Annotated in this window: 12 protein-coding genes; all 12 read right to left on the bottom strand. The window is 43.1% G+C overall.

Going from position 1 to position 15,460, the window contains the following annotated elements; all coding sequences use genetic code 11:
• Positions 1-655: 655 nt before the first annotated feature.
• The 12 genes from RBB56_RS08320 to RBB56_RS08375 all read right to left on the bottom strand — a co-directional run bounded on the left by RBB56_RS08320 (position 656) and on the right by RBB56_RS08375 (position 15,457).
• Positions 656-1,531 carry a methionyl aminopeptidase gene (locus RBB56_RS08320; protein WP_306721908.1) on the bottom strand — a complete coding sequence of 292 codons (876 nt, stop codon included), beginning with the start codon at positions 1,529-1,531 and terminating at the stop codon, positions 656-658.
• A 9-nt stretch (positions 1,532-1,540) separates the two neighbouring features.
• Positions 1,541-2,200: a ribulose-phosphate 3-epimerase gene (rpe, locus tag RBB56_RS08325; RefSeq protein WP_306721909.1), complete on the bottom strand. Its 660-nt coding sequence runs from the start codon at positions 2,198-2,200 to the stop codon at positions 1,541-1,543.
• 8 nt (positions 2,201-2,208) lie between these two features.
• Positions 2,209-3,153 carry a transketolase family protein gene (locus RBB56_RS08330; protein WP_306721910.1) on the bottom strand — a complete coding sequence of 315 codons (945 nt, stop codon included), beginning with the start codon at positions 3,151-3,153 and terminating at the stop codon, positions 2,209-2,211.
• Positions 3,141-3,977: a transketolase gene (locus tag RBB56_RS08335; RefSeq protein ID WP_306721911.1), complete on the bottom strand. Its 837-nt coding sequence runs from the start codon at positions 3,975-3,977 to the stop codon at positions 3,141-3,143. Before RBB56_RS08335 ends, RBB56_RS08330 begins: the two co-directional genes overlap by 13 nt.
• Positions 3,978-4,213: 236 nt before the next feature.
• Positions 4,214-5,227, bottom strand: coding sequence for an ABC transporter permease subunit (locus tag RBB56_RS08340; RefSeq protein WP_306721912.1), 1,014 nt, complete (start codon positions 5,225-5,227; stop codon positions 4,214-4,216).
• Positions 5,227-6,291 carry an ABC transporter permease gene (locus RBB56_RS08345; protein WP_306721913.1) on the bottom strand — a complete coding sequence of 355 codons (1,065 nt, stop codon included), beginning with the start codon at positions 6,289-6,291 and terminating at the stop codon, positions 5,227-5,229. The genes RBB56_RS08340 and RBB56_RS08345 overlap by 1 nt, the downstream gene beginning before the upstream one ends.
• Positions 6,284-7,822, bottom strand: coding sequence for a sugar ABC transporter ATP-binding protein (locus RBB56_RS08350; RefSeq protein WP_306721914.1), 1,539 nt, complete (start codon positions 7,820-7,822; stop codon positions 6,284-6,286). Before RBB56_RS08350 ends, RBB56_RS08345 begins: the two co-directional genes overlap by 8 nt.
• A gap of 274 nt (positions 7,823-8,096) precedes the next feature.
• Positions 8,097-9,167, bottom strand: coding sequence for an ABC transporter substrate-binding protein (locus RBB56_RS08355; protein ID WP_306721915.1), 1,071 nt, complete (start codon positions 9,165-9,167; stop codon positions 8,097-8,099).
• Between the two features lie 159 nt (positions 9,168-9,326).
• Positions 9,327-10,802: a sensor histidine kinase gene (locus RBB56_RS08360; RefSeq protein ID WP_306721916.1), complete on the bottom strand. Its 1,476-nt coding sequence runs from the start codon at positions 10,800-10,802 to the stop codon at positions 9,327-9,329.
• Positions 10,799-12,445 carry a response regulator gene (locus RBB56_RS08365; RefSeq protein WP_306721917.1) on the bottom strand — a complete coding sequence of 549 codons (1,647 nt, stop codon included), beginning with the start codon at positions 12,443-12,445 and terminating at the stop codon, positions 10,799-10,801. The genes RBB56_RS08360 and RBB56_RS08365 overlap by 4 nt, the downstream gene beginning before the upstream one ends.
• 24 nt (positions 12,446-12,469) lie before the next feature.
• Positions 12,470-14,197: a methyl-accepting chemotaxis protein gene (locus tag RBB56_RS08370; RefSeq protein WP_306721918.1), complete on the bottom strand. Its 1,728-nt coding sequence runs from the start codon at positions 14,195-14,197 to the stop codon at positions 12,470-12,472.
• A gap of 177 nt (positions 14,198-14,374) precedes the next feature.
• The gene (locus tag RBB56_RS08375; RefSeq protein ID WP_306721919.1) at positions 14,375-15,457 is read right to left on the bottom strand and encodes a GntR family transcriptional regulator; all 1,083 of its coding nucleotides are present in this window, start codon (positions 15,455-15,457) and stop codon (positions 14,375-14,377) included.
• Between the last annotated feature and the right edge of the window lie 3 nt (positions 15,458-15,460).

Genomic DNA, 15,460 nt, shown 5'->3' on the forward strand with positions numbered 1-15,460 from the left:
ACATACTCCTATAGTCAATGACTTTGGCAGCACCGCTTTTGTTCCGCGCATAGCTGCGCATATTTGCCCGCAGGGCTTTTCTATCATAGGAAAGTCCTTTCCTATAATAAAAAAAGCACGCCTATCTCACTTTACGTAAGAAGACGCGCTAAAAGCCGTGTTACCACTTCTCTTTATCCGCTTCTCGCGAAGCGAACCTCTGTGGGTACTGTAGGTTTCTACAATATACACTCATAATACCCTGCCGCTATAACAGGCGGACCTGTCGCAGCCTTGCCGATTCGTTCTCATCGGTTCGGTGCGCTGCTCGAAAGCCATATTCGATATGTCTTCACCCGATCCCTCTCAGCATTCGCTGCAATCTTACTGCAAGGAATAGAATCTTCTCTGGAAAGTTATCACATATCTACTCTCTTTGTCATCGCTTTTACTTTTTTCTTTGAATACGATACCTACAGATTACTACGCACTTTGTGCTCTCGTAATCCCAACCCTAACTTAGGTTAGGGTACAACATTCGAAATCCACCCTATTCGGGTTACTTTCTCATGTTTTACGGGTCCCAAATTCATGTTTTTTCATGCAAGCATGAAATACATGAGTTTTTGACCCTGGTATCTTAATATTGTTAGACTAACATAAAGAAATTATGCTGTCAATATGCCAGAATCTCATATCCTTCTTCCGTTACCGCTATGGTCACTTCCCACTGCGCGGACGGCTTCTTATCCCTTGTATACGCCGTCCATCCGTTGTCATCATCAATATAGATTTCATTCGTCCCCATATTGACCATCGGCTCAATCGTGAATACCATTCCGGGAACCAATAAGGTCTCTGTTCCCTTTTTTGTTACATAGCTTACAAAGAGGTCTTCATGGAATTCAATTCCTACTCCGTGGCCGCCTATTTCCCTTACGATACTATATCCATTCTGAAGTGCATGGTTGTGAACGGCTTCTCCCATATCACCGAGGAAATTCCACGGCTTTACTTGTTCGATACCTTTTTCCATACACTCTTTTGCCACACGAACAACCTTCGCCTTCTCCTCCCCCACCTCACCAATACAGAACATACGAGAGGAATCAGAGAAATAGCCTTTATAAATTGTGGATACATCCACATTAATGATATCTCCGCTTTTCAAGATGATATCTTCGGCCGGAATGCCATGGCATACTTGATCATCGATAGAAGTACATACACTCTTGGGATATCCATCATAATGAAGGGGTGCAGGAATACCGCCCAGTTCCACTGTCTTTTCATATACCATACGGTCAATATCCTCTGTGGATATTCCTTCCCTTATATGCTCTGCCACATAATCAAGAATCGCTATATTAACTTTCCCGCTCTCACGAATACCGTCAATCTGCTCTTTTGTCTTGATCATATCCCTATCAGGTATCATATGTCCTTCCCGCTGGTAATGTAACACCTTATCATCAAAAGGTTCATGACAGGCCTTATATTTTTTGCCGCTTTTGCACCAGCAGGGCTCATTTCTTTCTAATTTTTTGAACATAGTTCTCATCTATCTGGATGCTTCCATCGTCTCCAGCATTCCCTTCACATTCTTCTCTATATCTCCTCTGAAAAGTGCAGATCCTGCCACAATAACATTCGCCCCTGCTTCCAGTACCACATGAACGTTATCTACGGTTATCCCGCCATCCACCTGAATATCTGTCAGGAGCCCCCGCTCATCGATATATCCCCTGGCCTGCCTGATACGCTCCGTAGATTCCGGAATATAGGGTTGACCTCCGAATCCAGGCTCTACTGTCATCACCAAAAGCATATCCAAGGAATCGAGATAGGGCAGAATAGACTCCATAGGTGTCTTCGGCTTGATAGAGATACCTGCCTTTTTCCCCAACTCATGAATCCTATCGATAAGAGCCTTCGGATCGCTCGTTGCTTCCAGATGGAATGTGATAATATCCGCCCCGCATTTGACAAAGTCTTCGATATATCGCTCCGGTTCTACAATCATAAGATGGACATCGAAGATGATATCCGAAACTTTCCGCAGGGAACTTATCACCGGCATACCAAAGGAAATGGAAGGTACGAAGTTTCCATCCATCACATCGATATGAAGATACTGCGCCCCGGCCCGCTCCACTTCCCTTATCTGTTTCCCAAGGATAGAGAAATCTGCCGCCAGAATAGACGGTGATAATATTAACATTTATTTTCTCACTTTCCGACGAATTCTTTTACTGTGCTATAGACACCTTTGCCGTCCAGACCATACTTCTCCAACAATGCCATTGCCGGACCGGATTCACCGAATACATCCTGCATACCGATCTTACATACCGGTACCGGGTTAGCTTTGCAAAGTGCGTCACATACGGCGCTTCCAAGGCCACCGATAACTGAATGTTCTTCTGCAGTCACTACCTTACCCGTCTTCTTTGCAGATGCGATAACCAGTTCCTCATCTAACGGCTTAATGGTACATATATTAATTACTTCTGCGCTGATTCCATCTTCCGCAAGCTTATCTGCCGCTTCTAATGCACTGCCTACACAGATCCCCGTAGCTACAATCGTTACATCTGTTCCCTCTCTTAAGAGAGTTCCTTTGCCGATTTCAAATTTGTAATCCGGCGTGTCATTAATGACAGGAGCCGCCGCACGTCCAAAACGCAGATATACCGGCCCTTTATGCTCAATAGCCGCTCTTACTGCCGCTTTCGCTTCGATATCATCTGCCGGGTTCATAACGACCATTCCGGGAATCGTTCTCATAAGGGCAATGTCCTCATTACACTGATGCGAAGCTCCATCCTCTCCTACCGTAATTCCTGCATGGGTCGCACCGATTTTCACATTCAGGTGAGGATATCCGATCGAGTTACGAACCTGCTCGAAAGCACGTCCTGCCGCAAACATTGCGAATGTGCTGACAAAAGGAATCTTCCCTACTGTAGAAAGTCCGGCTCCGATTCCAACCATGTTACATTCTGCAATACCGCAATCAATATGTCTATCGGGGAAAACTTTCTGGAACACGCCTGTCTTAGTTGCTGCCGCAAGGTCGGCATCCAATACTACAAGTTCAGGATATTCTGCACCAAGCTCTGCAAGCGCATTACCATAACTTTCTCTCGTTGCTATCTTCTTTACTTCTGACATAATTCTTCACCTATCCTTTCTAAGTCTGCCATTGCCACTGCGTACTGCTCATCGTTAGGAGCAGTTCCATGCCATGCAGCCTTGCCTTCCATGAAAGAAACACCTTTTCCTTTTACACTGCGTACTACAATTGCAGTGGGCATACCCTTCGTATTGCGAGCCTCTGCAAATGCACTTCTCAAAGCATCGAAATCATGAGCATCTGCATTGATTACATGGAAGTTAAATGCTTCAAACTTCTTATCTATCGGATAGGGGGAACATATATCATCAACGTTACCGTCGATCTGCAGACCGTTATTGTCTACGATAACGACGAGATTATCGAGCTTTCTATGGCCGGCGAACATCGCCGCTTCCCATACCTGTCCTTCCTGAAGCTCACCATCTCCAAGAAGTGTATATACACGAAAATCTTTATTGTCCAACTTAGCGCCAAGTGCCATTCCTACTGCAGCAGATATACCCTGGCCTAAAGAACCGCTGGACATATCCACACCCGGAATATGCTTCATATCGGGATGTCCCTGTAAATAAGAACCCATTTTGCGCAGGGTCTTAAGATCTTCCACAGGGAAATATCCTTTCTGTGCCAAGGTGGAATACAGACCCGGTGCCGTATGGCCTTTTGACAATACAAACCTGTCTCTATCCTCCTTGTTTGGATTCTTGGGGTCTACGTTCATCTCTTCAAAGTACAGATAGGTATAAACATCTGCCGCCGATAAAGAACCACCCGGATGTCCAGCTTTTGCACTGTGAACTGCCGTGATAACTCCTTTTCGGATTTCGTTGGCTTTTTTTTGTAATTCTAAATTTTCCATTCTCTTCCTCCAAAAATAAAACCGCATTATTCTTACTAAAATACTTTACTAAATTACTTTATCATATATTGAATTTTACGTCTATATCGCAACACGAAGAAATTATCGATATTACTTCATTTCTTTTATCTATTTTGCCGTAAAACGGCAGGAAAATCCTAAAAAGATTTCCCTGCCGCTTTGCGCACAAAAACACCTAGCGATATTGATGGCTGAACTGTTACCTTATGAACAATCTATTTACGTTTTTCCTTTACCTTGGCAAAAAGGCTCTGAAGTATGATGAAAAAGGCTAACAATGCTGCTATTGTAATTTTCGTCCACCAGGAAGATAACGTTCCCTGGAAAGTGATGAAAGTCTCTATCGTTCCTTTGATCAATACACCGAACAAACTACCGATAACATTTCCCACACCGCCTGTCAATAAAGTTCCGCCGATTACGGCGCCGGCAATGGCTTCCATCTCGAAACCTTTGGCTTGCTCTACGAATCCTGAGCAAGTATTCAAGGCGAATAAGAATCCGCCGAAGGCTGCCAGAAAGCCATCCAGAATATATACTTTTAATTTCGTTCTTCTTACATTAAGTCCCATCAAGAGTGCGGATTGCTCATTACCGCCTACTGCATAGATCGAACGTCCGAACTTCGTATACTTGAGCATAAGAAAGATAACAACAAGTACGATAAGAGCCATAACTACACTCGGATAAATATAAGGATTAACAATGACTCCTTTTTTGTTCACGTATCCTCCGAAAGGAAAATACATTTTAGCCTGTGCCCAGCTCAAGAACATTTCATTCTTAATACTGATCATCTCTGTACTGATAATAGCCGTCATACCTCTGGCAAAGAACATTCCTGCAAGGGTAACGATAAATGGCTGTATCTTCAAATAAGCGATAAGAAAACCCTGTACCAACCCGAATACAACTCCCACTAACAGAACCATGACTACTGCGGGTATCGCTCCGATTCCTTTCTTCTCCATCATCCATGCCAGCAGCATACACGTCATAGCTACTACAGAACCTACCGAAATATCGATACCGCCTGTAATAAGCACCATAGTCATGGATACCGCGATTACAATCAAGCCCGCATTGGAAATAAAAAGATTTAAAAATACCTGTAAACGTCCGAAGTTATTATCCTTAAATACAATCAATCCGATAGCATACATAACGAAAAATAGTACAATGGTAATGAGAAGCAGGAACTGATTGCCTTCTAACTTTAATTTCTTCATTATGCCACCTTCTTTCTCGTACTATTATCACTAATTCTCTTCGTAAATCCCTTCCAGATCTTCGCAAGCTCCGGCGACTGCAAGGATACGATAATAACCACTACGATTGCCTTATACACTGGAATCTGATCCGCAGATACGCCCATGGCATATAAGGTTGTCGTAAGTGCCTGAATCGTATATGCTCCAATTACGCTACCTGCCAACGAGAACTTACCGCCTCCCAAGCTATTTCCGCCAAGCGCTACCGCAAGAATTGCATCCAACTCCATATTAAGTCCCGCATTATTAGCATCGATAGAATATACTCTCGAAGTGATGATCAATCCTGCAATACCGGCACATAATCCGCAATAAGCATAAGTCAGAAACTGTATCAATGTGGAGTTCAGCCCTACCAGCCTGGCTGCCTTAGCGTTAATACCTACTGTCTGAATATAAAGTCCAAGAGCTGTTTTTCTCAGAAGCAACATAGTCAGAACTACTACAATAACTGCTGCGAATACCGGCGTAGGAAGGGGAACACCACCGATGAAAGCTCCCAACTTCTTGAAGTGATCCACGCGTACATAAATCATCTGTCCATCCGTGATAAGCTGTGCGATACCGCGTCCTGCCGTAAAAAGAATCAGAGTTGCCACCATCGGCTGAATCTTCATCTTCGCCACCAGGAATCCGTTCCATGCACCGCATACAATACCAACTGCCATCGCCGCCAGCACACCGATAAAATAAGGGGCGTGATACTCGTTTACCGATTGCTCTCCTCCGGAAAGTACAAAGCAGCATACCGCTCCTGCCAGAGCACTAACCGCGCCTACAGAGATATCTGTACCTCCGGAAGCTGCAACAACAAGCGTCATTCCTACTGCAAGAATAACAAGCTCACTGGCACGGTTGATGACGTCGATAATATATCCATAAAATACCCCATTATTAATTGTAATTACAAAAAAGCTCGGTGTTTTTATAACGTTGACAAACAACACGAGTGCCAAGCATAAAAATGGCAAGAAGAGCTTATACCCCGTCAATTTCTTCAGCATTTTCGCCGTATTATTCATCACTTCCACCTCCTGCTATCGCTTTCATAACACCTTCCTGTGAAAGCTCATTCTCTTCCAGTTCTCCTACCTTCCAGCCATCTCTCAAAACAGCCATCCGCGAGCAGGTACGAAGCATCTCCTCTATTTCAGAGGAAATAAACATAACGGACATTCCTTCTCCCGCCAGCTTAAGCACTAACTTCTGTATCTCCGTCTTCGTACCAATATCAATACCCCTGGTAGGCTCATCGAGAATGATAAAGTCAGGATCGGTTAATAGCCACCTTCCCAGAATTACCTTCTGCTGGTTACCGCCAGATAACTGCTTAATAGGAACTTCTCTGTTGGCCGTTTTAATCTGCAAAAGTTCTATATATTTATCCGTGAATTCTTCTTGCTCCTTCTTGCTAAGCAGTTTGAACATTCCCTTTTTCGCCTGTAAGGCAATCATAATATTTTCTCTTACGGAAAGGTCGGCAATAATACCTTCTTCCTTTCTGTTTTCCGGCAAATAGGCCATACCTTCCTGCATTGCATCAATAGGCGCCCCGATTAAGACTTTTTTCCCTTTTACAGAAAGATTGCCGCCATCCGCCTTATCCGCACCGTAGATGGCACGCGCCAACTCACTACGACCGGAGCCTAATAGCCCGGTGAGTCCGATAACCTCACCTTTATGTATCTGAATGTCGAAAGGTCTAATCGTACCCGTGTGGTATAGCTGCTTCGCATCAATAACCACTTCTTCACTCACCTTTTTCTCACCTTTTCCGCCCTTCTTAATAGCAGCAAGATCGTCGAAGTCTTTTCCCATCATCTCTGCTACAAGACGCACTCTAGGTAACTTCTCCACTTCGAATTCACCTACTAAGGCACCATTTCTAAGAACAGTAATCCGGTCACAGACCTCATATACCTGCTCCAGGAAGTGAGTAACGAATACAATTCCTACTCCCTGCGCCTTCAGCTTTTTCATTAACACGAATAATTTCTCTACTTCACCATCATCTAACGAAGAGGTCGGTTCATCCAGAATCAATACTCTGGCCGACATATCCACAGCTCTCGCTATCGCTATCATCTGCTGTATCGCGATGGAGTAATTATCCAGTGTCTTTGTTACATCTATATCGATATCCAGATTGCCTAATACTTCCTTAGACTTTCTGTTCATAGTTTTCCAATCAATTGCCCCGAATTTCTTCGGTTCTCTGCCAATAAAAAGGTTCTCGGCAACAGACAGATTCGGACAGAGGTTCACCTCCTGATATACGGTACTGATACCGTTAGCCTGCGCCTCCTGGGGCGATTTATTAATGATTGGATGGGACATTCCATCAATTTTAATTTCTCCCGCTTCGAATTCCTCTACTCCGGTTAACACCTTGATTAAAGTCGATTTTCCCGCGCCGTTTTCTCCCATCAGAGCGTGTATTTCTCCTACTCTTAATGTAAAATCTACATTGTCCAGCGCTACAACTCCGGGGAAATTCTTATTAATATGACGCATTGTCAATACAATTTTATTTTCCTTGTTGCCGTTTTCCATTTGGGCTTCATTCCTTCCATACAATATACGTAACTGTTCGGTCCCCTTACTATGGCGATTCCTAATATATATAGACGGCGATTAATTCGCCGTCTGCACCGAGCACGGTCGCTTTGCGACAAAATACCACTTCGTGCGAGTGTGCATCCACCAAAGGTCGCTATATATTCGGTGATTTTTAATTATCGAATATATAGAAAGCGGCGGAGAAGAATCTCTCCGGATTCTCCGCCCGCCACCCTTTGCACTCCATTAATAACAGTGTATATCCGAATTAGTATGCGCGTGTTTCTTTTACTGCCGGAACATCCATGGATGTATCGAAGTAAGCTTCATCTACATACTGAATCTTCTCTACTGTTTCGCCTGCTCTAAGCTTCTGAATGATTTCAGCTACACGAGGTCCGTGAAGAGGATTACATTCAAATGTTGCATTTAAGTCGCCTGCGATCATCGCATCGAAAGCTGCTGCTACTGCGTCGAAGGAAATAACGATAATATCGCCTTCCGGTCCGCACGTCTTACCTGCTGCTTTGATAGCATCGATTGCACCGAATGCCATGTTGTCGTTCTCACATACAACTACGTCGATATCGGGATACTGCTTCAAGAATGACTCCATAACTTCCTGTCCTTTGGACTGTGTGAATTCACCGGTCTGTTTGTCTAACATAACCCAGTTATCCTGCATTCCATTCGCAAAACCATCGGTACGTCCAACCTGTGCAGATGCTCCGATCGTTCCCTGAAGAGTAACAATATTGATTTCTTCTTCGCCTCTTCCCTGGCTTTCCAGATAAGATTTCACCCAAGCTGCTGCATCTTCACCTTCTTTTATGAAGTTACCGCCAACCCAGCACTCATATAAAGAATCGTCAGATACATCCATCATTCTGTCAGAAAGAATTACAGGAATACCTGCTTCTTTTGCTTCTTCCAAAACAGTTTCCCATCCTGTTTCAACTACGGGAGCAACTACGATATAATCAACTTCCTGCTGAATAAAGGAACGGATTGCCTTAATCTGGTTTTCCTGTTTCTGCTGAGCATCGTCAAAAATCAACTGATAACCATTTTCTTCTGTAAATGTCGTCTTGAAAGATTCTGTGTTAGCTGTTCTCCAATCGGACTCCGCGCCAACCTGTGCATAACCAACTACTATTAATTCATCGGAAGCTGCTTCTGCGGTTTCCTCTGCTGCCGGTTCTTCCGCCGCAGGTTCTTCTGCTACTGCTTCTTCAGCCACTGGTTCTGCCGTTGCCGGCTGAGAAGTTGCACTACCGCAGCCTGCCATCGTTGCTACCATTGCTGTTGCAAGGATAACGCTTAAAATTTTCTTTTTCATTTAATACCCTCCTTAAAGTTTTCTGTTTGTTTATGTGTCAATTCTATCAATTTCAGAAAAAAAAGATAGAGAATTTTTTATGTGGAAAGTTGTATTTCTTACTAATATGTGAACAAAAAATGAACTTTTTTAATTTTCTTACGAAAAAAGTTCATTTTTTTATTTGACCGGTATCGTTACGCTGACCGAAGTTCCTTGTCCATAGATACTGGAAAAAATAAGGCCGTATTCTTTTCCATAGTTTAAGCGGATTCTCTCATTCACATTCGCAAGACCAAAACCGGCCGCAATTTCATCATCACCTTGCTCCTTCTTAATATTGCTATGAAGCTCCATAAGTTGTTCTTTCGTCATTCCGATTCCGTCATCCCTTATGGTGAAAATGAGCATATCATCCTTACACTCTCCACTGACCTTAATTGTTCCCTTTCCTCTTTTATTCTTGATTCCGTGGTAAAGAGCATTCTCAACTAAAGGCTGAAGGGTAAGCTTTAAGATAGGGTAACGGTGCATATGAATGGGAATATCTATTTCATAGTCCATAATATCCCGGTAACGGAACTTCTGAATCTCCAGATAACTCTGAATATGGGAGACCTCTTCCCCTACAGAGATAAAATCCCGTCCCTTGCTGAGCGTCGTTCGAAAGAAACCGGATAAAGAGGAAACCAAGTCCACCACCTCTTCCTTCTGCCCTGCTTCTGCCATCCACATAATCGTATCCAATGTATTATATAGAAAGTGAGGATTAATCTGCGCTTGCAGAAGCTTCAGTTCCGCATCCCGAAGGTTCAGTTGCTCTTGCTTAATTCCTTCTACTAATTCTCCCATTTCAGAAATCATACGATTGAAGCTCTCTGCCAGAATCGCTGTTTCATCCGAGGAATTCACCTCGACTCGGACATCGAAGTTACCGCGGGCTACCTCCTCCGTCGTCTTGCACAACTCAACAATCGGGTCAACCACGCTTCTGGAAATAGCAAAACCGACAATCACCGCTCCAATTATGACAACAATCAAACAGGTAACGCTAATCTCCACCGCATCCTGTTCTTTCTGCTCGAGTTCATACCTGACAGATTCCAAATGATCTGTCTCATAATGAATATATTCTTGAATTGCCTCCTGAAGTACCTCCGTCAGGATTCTTATATTATTATCAAGTCGAAGCAGATTCTCTTCATAGTGTCCGCTTTCTCCCGCATCCTGAGAAATCTCAAGCATTCGCTTTTCCAGCGTATCGAAGGTCTTAATAAGCCGCCTCACCCTTCTGGCATTGCCCGGCGCCAGAGTAGATTTCTGCAGCTTGGTGAAATCTTCCCTGGCTTCACCCAACACCTCATAAGGATTGCGTATATCTTTTCTCTCCAGAATATTTTCCGGAATGGCGGAGCCTATGGCAATCTGATACATACCGGCATCGATCTCTCTCTTGAAATCGATATTATAGCTGTTGGCAAGAGATACATTCTTCACAATCTGATTATAGGAATTACAGTAATTAATCATGGAGACCAATAAGTAGATGACAAGTATAATAAAAGGAACCATAATCACTGTAATCATCATATTCAACTTACGGTTCAGCTTACCATTGAAGCTAAAACCCCTAACTAACTGAAACAGCTTCCTCATGCCTCTTCCATGCCTGCCTTTCCCCTCATACGGTATTCCCTCGGCGTGCAGTTCTGTGTCTTCTTAAAAAGATAGCTGAAATAATGAGGGTCTTTATAGCCTACCGAGTAACCGATTTCTGAACTTTTTAAGCTAGAGCACATCAAAAGTTCCTTCGCCTTGTTCATACGAAGAGCGGTCAAATATTCGATAAACGTCTGCCCCTCCTCCTGACTGAAAATACTGCTAAAATGGCTTGGACTTATATTGACGTGGGTCGCTACACTGTTAAGCGAGATATCTTCGGAATCGTAATTCTGTTCAATATATTCCTTCGCATCATCAATCAGACTCCCATATTTCTTCACAGATACCTTATCTCTGAGAGTAATCGCTTCCCGCATCATTTTCTTCAGATACTCCTTCGTCTTCTCCAGGGAAGGAAGTACCTCTGAAATCGCCTTAAAGTCTCCGAATACGTTAACTATATTATCCGCGCTATACCCTAGATCTTCTACAAATACAACTGCTCCAAAGTACATATCGGAAGTGATATACTGGCGAAACAGTATGGACTCCACATTGCCAATCCCAAGACTTGAGAAATAATCCTCTATAAAATGCGGAGCCTCTTCCAACAATCCTTTACTAAGAAAATTTTTCACAATACGGCGGTCTATTTTCCCAAAGTCCATTTCCTTTAAGTCTATATCCACATCCTTATTGAATTCTACCCGCATATTTTCCATGTTATCTGCAAAAACAATCCGGTTATAAGGCACCAAATAGCGATAAGAGAAAGCTTTGCTGGCACTTTCATAAGATTCCTGTATCTCTCTTAACCGATAGACTATATTTCCCACACCACCGAAGTATTGTACTTGTTCATGACCGGAAGAAATTTTCTCCAGCCGCTTTAAAAAGCCTTCTCTTTTTCTCTCCAACTGTTCGGGTGTCTCATCCAGGAAGAGAAACTCTACGCCATCGATACCCCGGTTAAACATATAAATATTACCCGTTTCTTCCACCAACTCCAGAATATTATCCCACGCCTTTGCCAATTCCTTCAAATGAATATTATCGCTATCTTCCGACCTGCGCATCATAAAAAGAATCACATTATAAACCCCCGCTGCCAGATGAATATTCAACCGCTTTCCTTTTTCTAAAAGCTCGGGCAAAGGCATCTTACCGGAAAGAATCTCATGAAGGAACTTCTCTTTTTCATGAAGCTCCATTTCTTTCATTTCCTTTTTGAATTGTTCTAAGTACGTCTTCTTCTCCTGTTCCTTTTCAATGCGGCTGCCAATTTCCTTCACTGCTTCTAAAAGCCTGGCAGAAGAAATAGGCTTCACCAAGTATTCTGTCACGCCGATCTTAATAGCCTCCTTAGCGTACTCGAATTCGTCATAACCGCTCAATATAATAATGCTCGTGTCAGGAAAGTCTTTCTTTACGAGGCGGCTGAGTTCTAATCCATCCATAAAAGGCATTTTAATATCCGTAATGATAATATCCGGCTGAAGCTTACGAATCATAGGATACGCCAACTCGCCATCACTCGCTTCTCCTACGAAATCGAAGCCTTCCTCCTTCCATGGAATATTATTCTTAATCCCCTCCCGCATTACGATTTCATCCTCTACAAGAAAAACCTTTAACATATTCTAAGACCATGCCTTTCATTTTTATTCCGTCTTCTGTCTATTGAATACCCTTATCTCACTTTCCAGTATTCTCACTGCCTCCGCCATTTCAAGCAAGGCATCATCAATTTCCTTCATGCCGTCAGCTACTCCGGCAGTATTCTCTACTACATTACTAATTCCTTCCGCACTTTCATTGACCGTCAGCATAATGCCTTCATTGGTCTGTGCTACTCTCTCCATGGTATACCCGAGTGCATCTGAAGCTTGTGTAATATTCTCCATAATTTCATGAAGTGTGGCTGCATCGGTGAAATACTGCTTTCCTGTATGCTCCAAAACATCATAGTCTTCCATTACCTTGCCGCCTACAAATTGAAGCATCCTTTCGGCCTCCCCCGAGAGCCTTGCCACACTCGTTACTACCTTCTCGCTAATGCTTTGTATCCGATTAGCCGTTTGCTTGGAATCATCTGCAAGGTGGCGTATCTCCTCCGCTACCACGGCAAAGCCTTTGCCCGCTTCCCCTGCTCTGGCTGCCTCAATCGATGCATTGAGTGCGAGCAAGTTGGTCTGACTTGCCACAGCTAGAATATCCTCCGTCAATTCTGTAATTTTGTCAATCTGTTTCGTATCACTAATAGAATGATTCACCGCACTTCCGATCTGCGTCAGCATATTACCGGCTTCCTCTTTACTCTCTCTCGCCTTATCCTGCAGACCCTTCGCACGCTCCCTTATTTCTCCCGCATAATCACTGCCTTCTTTTGCCTGTTTCATCATATTCTCAGAAGATAGATGAACCTTCCTGGTCTCATCGCCTACCTTCTCCATATTGTCGGTAACATTCTTCATACCGGCTGCAAGCTCCTCCGTCGTCGCCGACGTATTCTGCGCATTGGCATTAGTGATATGAATGCTCTCTCTTACCCTCTCCTGTGCGACTGCCATCTGGCCGCAGGAATCTATCATATTACCTATGATCTGATCCAAAATATCCAGGAAGCGATTAATGCCCCTTACCAGCATTCCGATTTCATCTTTTGACTTCACCGATATCCTCAAGCTCAGGTCCCCCTGTTCTTCTTCAATACTCTTGATAATCTTATTCAACTCCCTCGTCGTTCTCTTAATGGGCATGATAATCGCCCATCTCGCAACTAAAAATGCTATGATTACCGCAAATATAATAATACCCACTGCCGCCATACTAACTAAAGGTACCTGTTTCGTATAAATATAAACAGCTTCCTTTCCTGCTTCCATCTTCTCCATCGATAAATCCTGAAGCTGACTGAGACAAGTTTCCATCTGTCCTTCATAGTTGGCGATGTTACTGAATACCAGGTTCTGCGCCTTGGACTTATCTCCGCTCTTACTAACTTCCAGAATCGCATCCAGATCCGATAAATATATTTCATAGGTCTTTATAAGTTCATCATAAATCGGCTGCTTCTCCTCGTCCAATCTCGTCGCATAAGACTCTAAAAGCGCAGTTATGGCCTTACGCTTTGCTTTGATCTCATTTTCTGCCAGAGCTGCCTTTGTCTCTTTCGCTGTCACTACATGCTTTAAAACAGACTTATGTATCACCTCAAAATTCATCACAATCTCAGATGCTTCTTTGTAATCTTGCAACTCCCCGGACAAGATGCGTTCCGACACCGAACGTATTTGATTTACGTTGTTTACCAGAATAGCCATTCCGGCAAGCCCGATTGCCGCTACTATTAAAATAACTGCCATAAACTTGGTACTGATTGTCTTCATAAACCATCCTCCACATTTTTCATTAATAGCACATGCTTCCCCTATTAAAATTATATCAGACAGCTACTTAAAATCATGGTGTTTTTTTGTGTAAAAGGTTCATTTTTTTGCGAAATAATTAATTTTAAAAATGGCGGACAGCCTATGAGCTGAACGCCATTTTCATACAAATTACATTTAATTTAATTTTTTCACAGAATTACGAAGTGTCAGCTTCGCATCGAATTCGTAATTCCCATCATATGAGGGATTATCTATCATTCGAAGCAGATTATTAGCCGCCTTCTCACCCAGTTTATCCATCGGATGAGAAATACAGGTAAGAGCGATATCTCCAAGCACAGCAAGATCCGAATCATCGATACTTACAACAGACATATCCTCCGGAATAGCAATTCCCTCTTTCTTCAACATTTCTAAAAGTTCAAAGGCCACCTGGTCATTATAGCAAAATACCGCGCTGCACCCTTCAAGACGTTCTAAAATTGCTGCTTTTCTCTTGTTTAAGTTCTTGATATCTTCCGTATCGATCCATATTACATGAGCATCTTCTACTATCATGCCCGCATTCTGCATAGCCTCTGTGTAACCGGCATACCTCATATGTCCCTGGCCATCATCCAGCTTGAAAATACCTCCGATTTTCTTATGTCCCATTTCAATCAGATGCTCAGTTACTTTCTCTCCTGCCATTCTATCGTTTAACGATACGTGTGGAATAGAAAGCAGAGGATAATAACTATTAATAAAAACAACAGGAATTCCCCGCTTCTGCAGTTCCTTATATAAATACAAATTAGAATTAGGAATGCCGCTTTTGGTCGTTTCCATAATGACTCCGGCCACTTCATCCCGGCTTAAGATATCTTCCAAAATCGTCTTCTCCCGGCTGCCCTGGTTATTGGTAAACGCGATCTGCACGGAATAACCATTTTCAAACAACACATTCTCTATCCCCTGTATGGTTTTGGGGAAGATATATCCGTCCACATAAGTCGTCACCACAGAAATCCTGGTCCGATTCTCCAGATTCGCCTGCCGCTTATCATTAATATATGTTCCGCTTCCCTGTATTCTAATAAGGATTCCCTCACTTTCGAGGACACTGATTGCATGGCGTACCGTCTGCCTGCTCACATGAAACATATCCTTTAATTCATTTTCTGAATGCATTTTCTGCCCTGGCAGAAATGTCTTCGATGCAATCTGTTCCTTTATCCAGCTTACAAGCTCCATATATTTTGATTGACTTTTACTCACAGC

It is taken from the genome of Kineothrix sp. MB12-C1 (assembly GCF_030863805.1).
GTDB lineage: Bacteria > Bacillota > Clostridia > Lachnospirales > Lachnospiraceae > Kineothrix.

Coding starts and splice junctions, on each gene's coding strand:
- RBB56_RS08320 (WP_306721908.1), bottom strand. CDS start 1,531: ATGTTCAAAAAATTAGAAAGAAATGAGCCCTGCTGGTGCAAAAGCGGC.
- rpe (WP_306721909.1), bottom strand. CDS start 2,200: ATGTTAATATTATCACCGTCTATTCTGGCGGCAGATTTCTCTATCCTT.
- RBB56_RS08330 (WP_306721910.1), bottom strand. CDS start 3,153: ATGTCAGAAGTAAAGAAGATAGCAACGAGAGAAAGTTATGGTAATGCG.
- RBB56_RS08335 (WP_306721911.1), bottom strand. CDS start 3,977: ATGGAAAATTTAGAATTACAAAAAAAAGCCAACGAAATCCGAAAAGGA.
- RBB56_RS08340 (WP_306721912.1), bottom strand. CDS start 5,227: ATGAAGAAATTAAAGTTAGAAGGCAATCAGTTCCTGCTTCTCATTACC.
- RBB56_RS08345 (WP_306721913.1), bottom strand. CDS start 6,291: ATGAATAATACGGCGAAAATGCTGAAGAAATTGACGGGGTATAAGCTC.
- RBB56_RS08350 (WP_306721914.1), bottom strand. CDS start 7,822: ATGGAAAACGGCAACAAGGAAAATAAAATTGTATTGACAATGCGTCAT.
- RBB56_RS08355 (WP_306721915.1), bottom strand. CDS start 9,167: ATGAAAAAGAAAATTTTAAGCGTTATCCTTGCAACAGCAATGGTAGCA.
- RBB56_RS08360 (WP_306721916.1), bottom strand. CDS start 10,802: ATGAGGAAGCTGTTTCAGTTAGTTAGGGGTTTTAGCTTCAATGGTAAG.
- RBB56_RS08365 (WP_306721917.1), bottom strand. CDS start 12,445: ATGTTAAAGGTTTTTCTTGTAGAGGATGAAATCGTAATGCGGGAGGGG.
- RBB56_RS08370 (WP_306721918.1), bottom strand. CDS start 14,197: ATGAAGACAATCAGTACCAAGTTTATGGCAGTTATTTTAATAGTAGCG.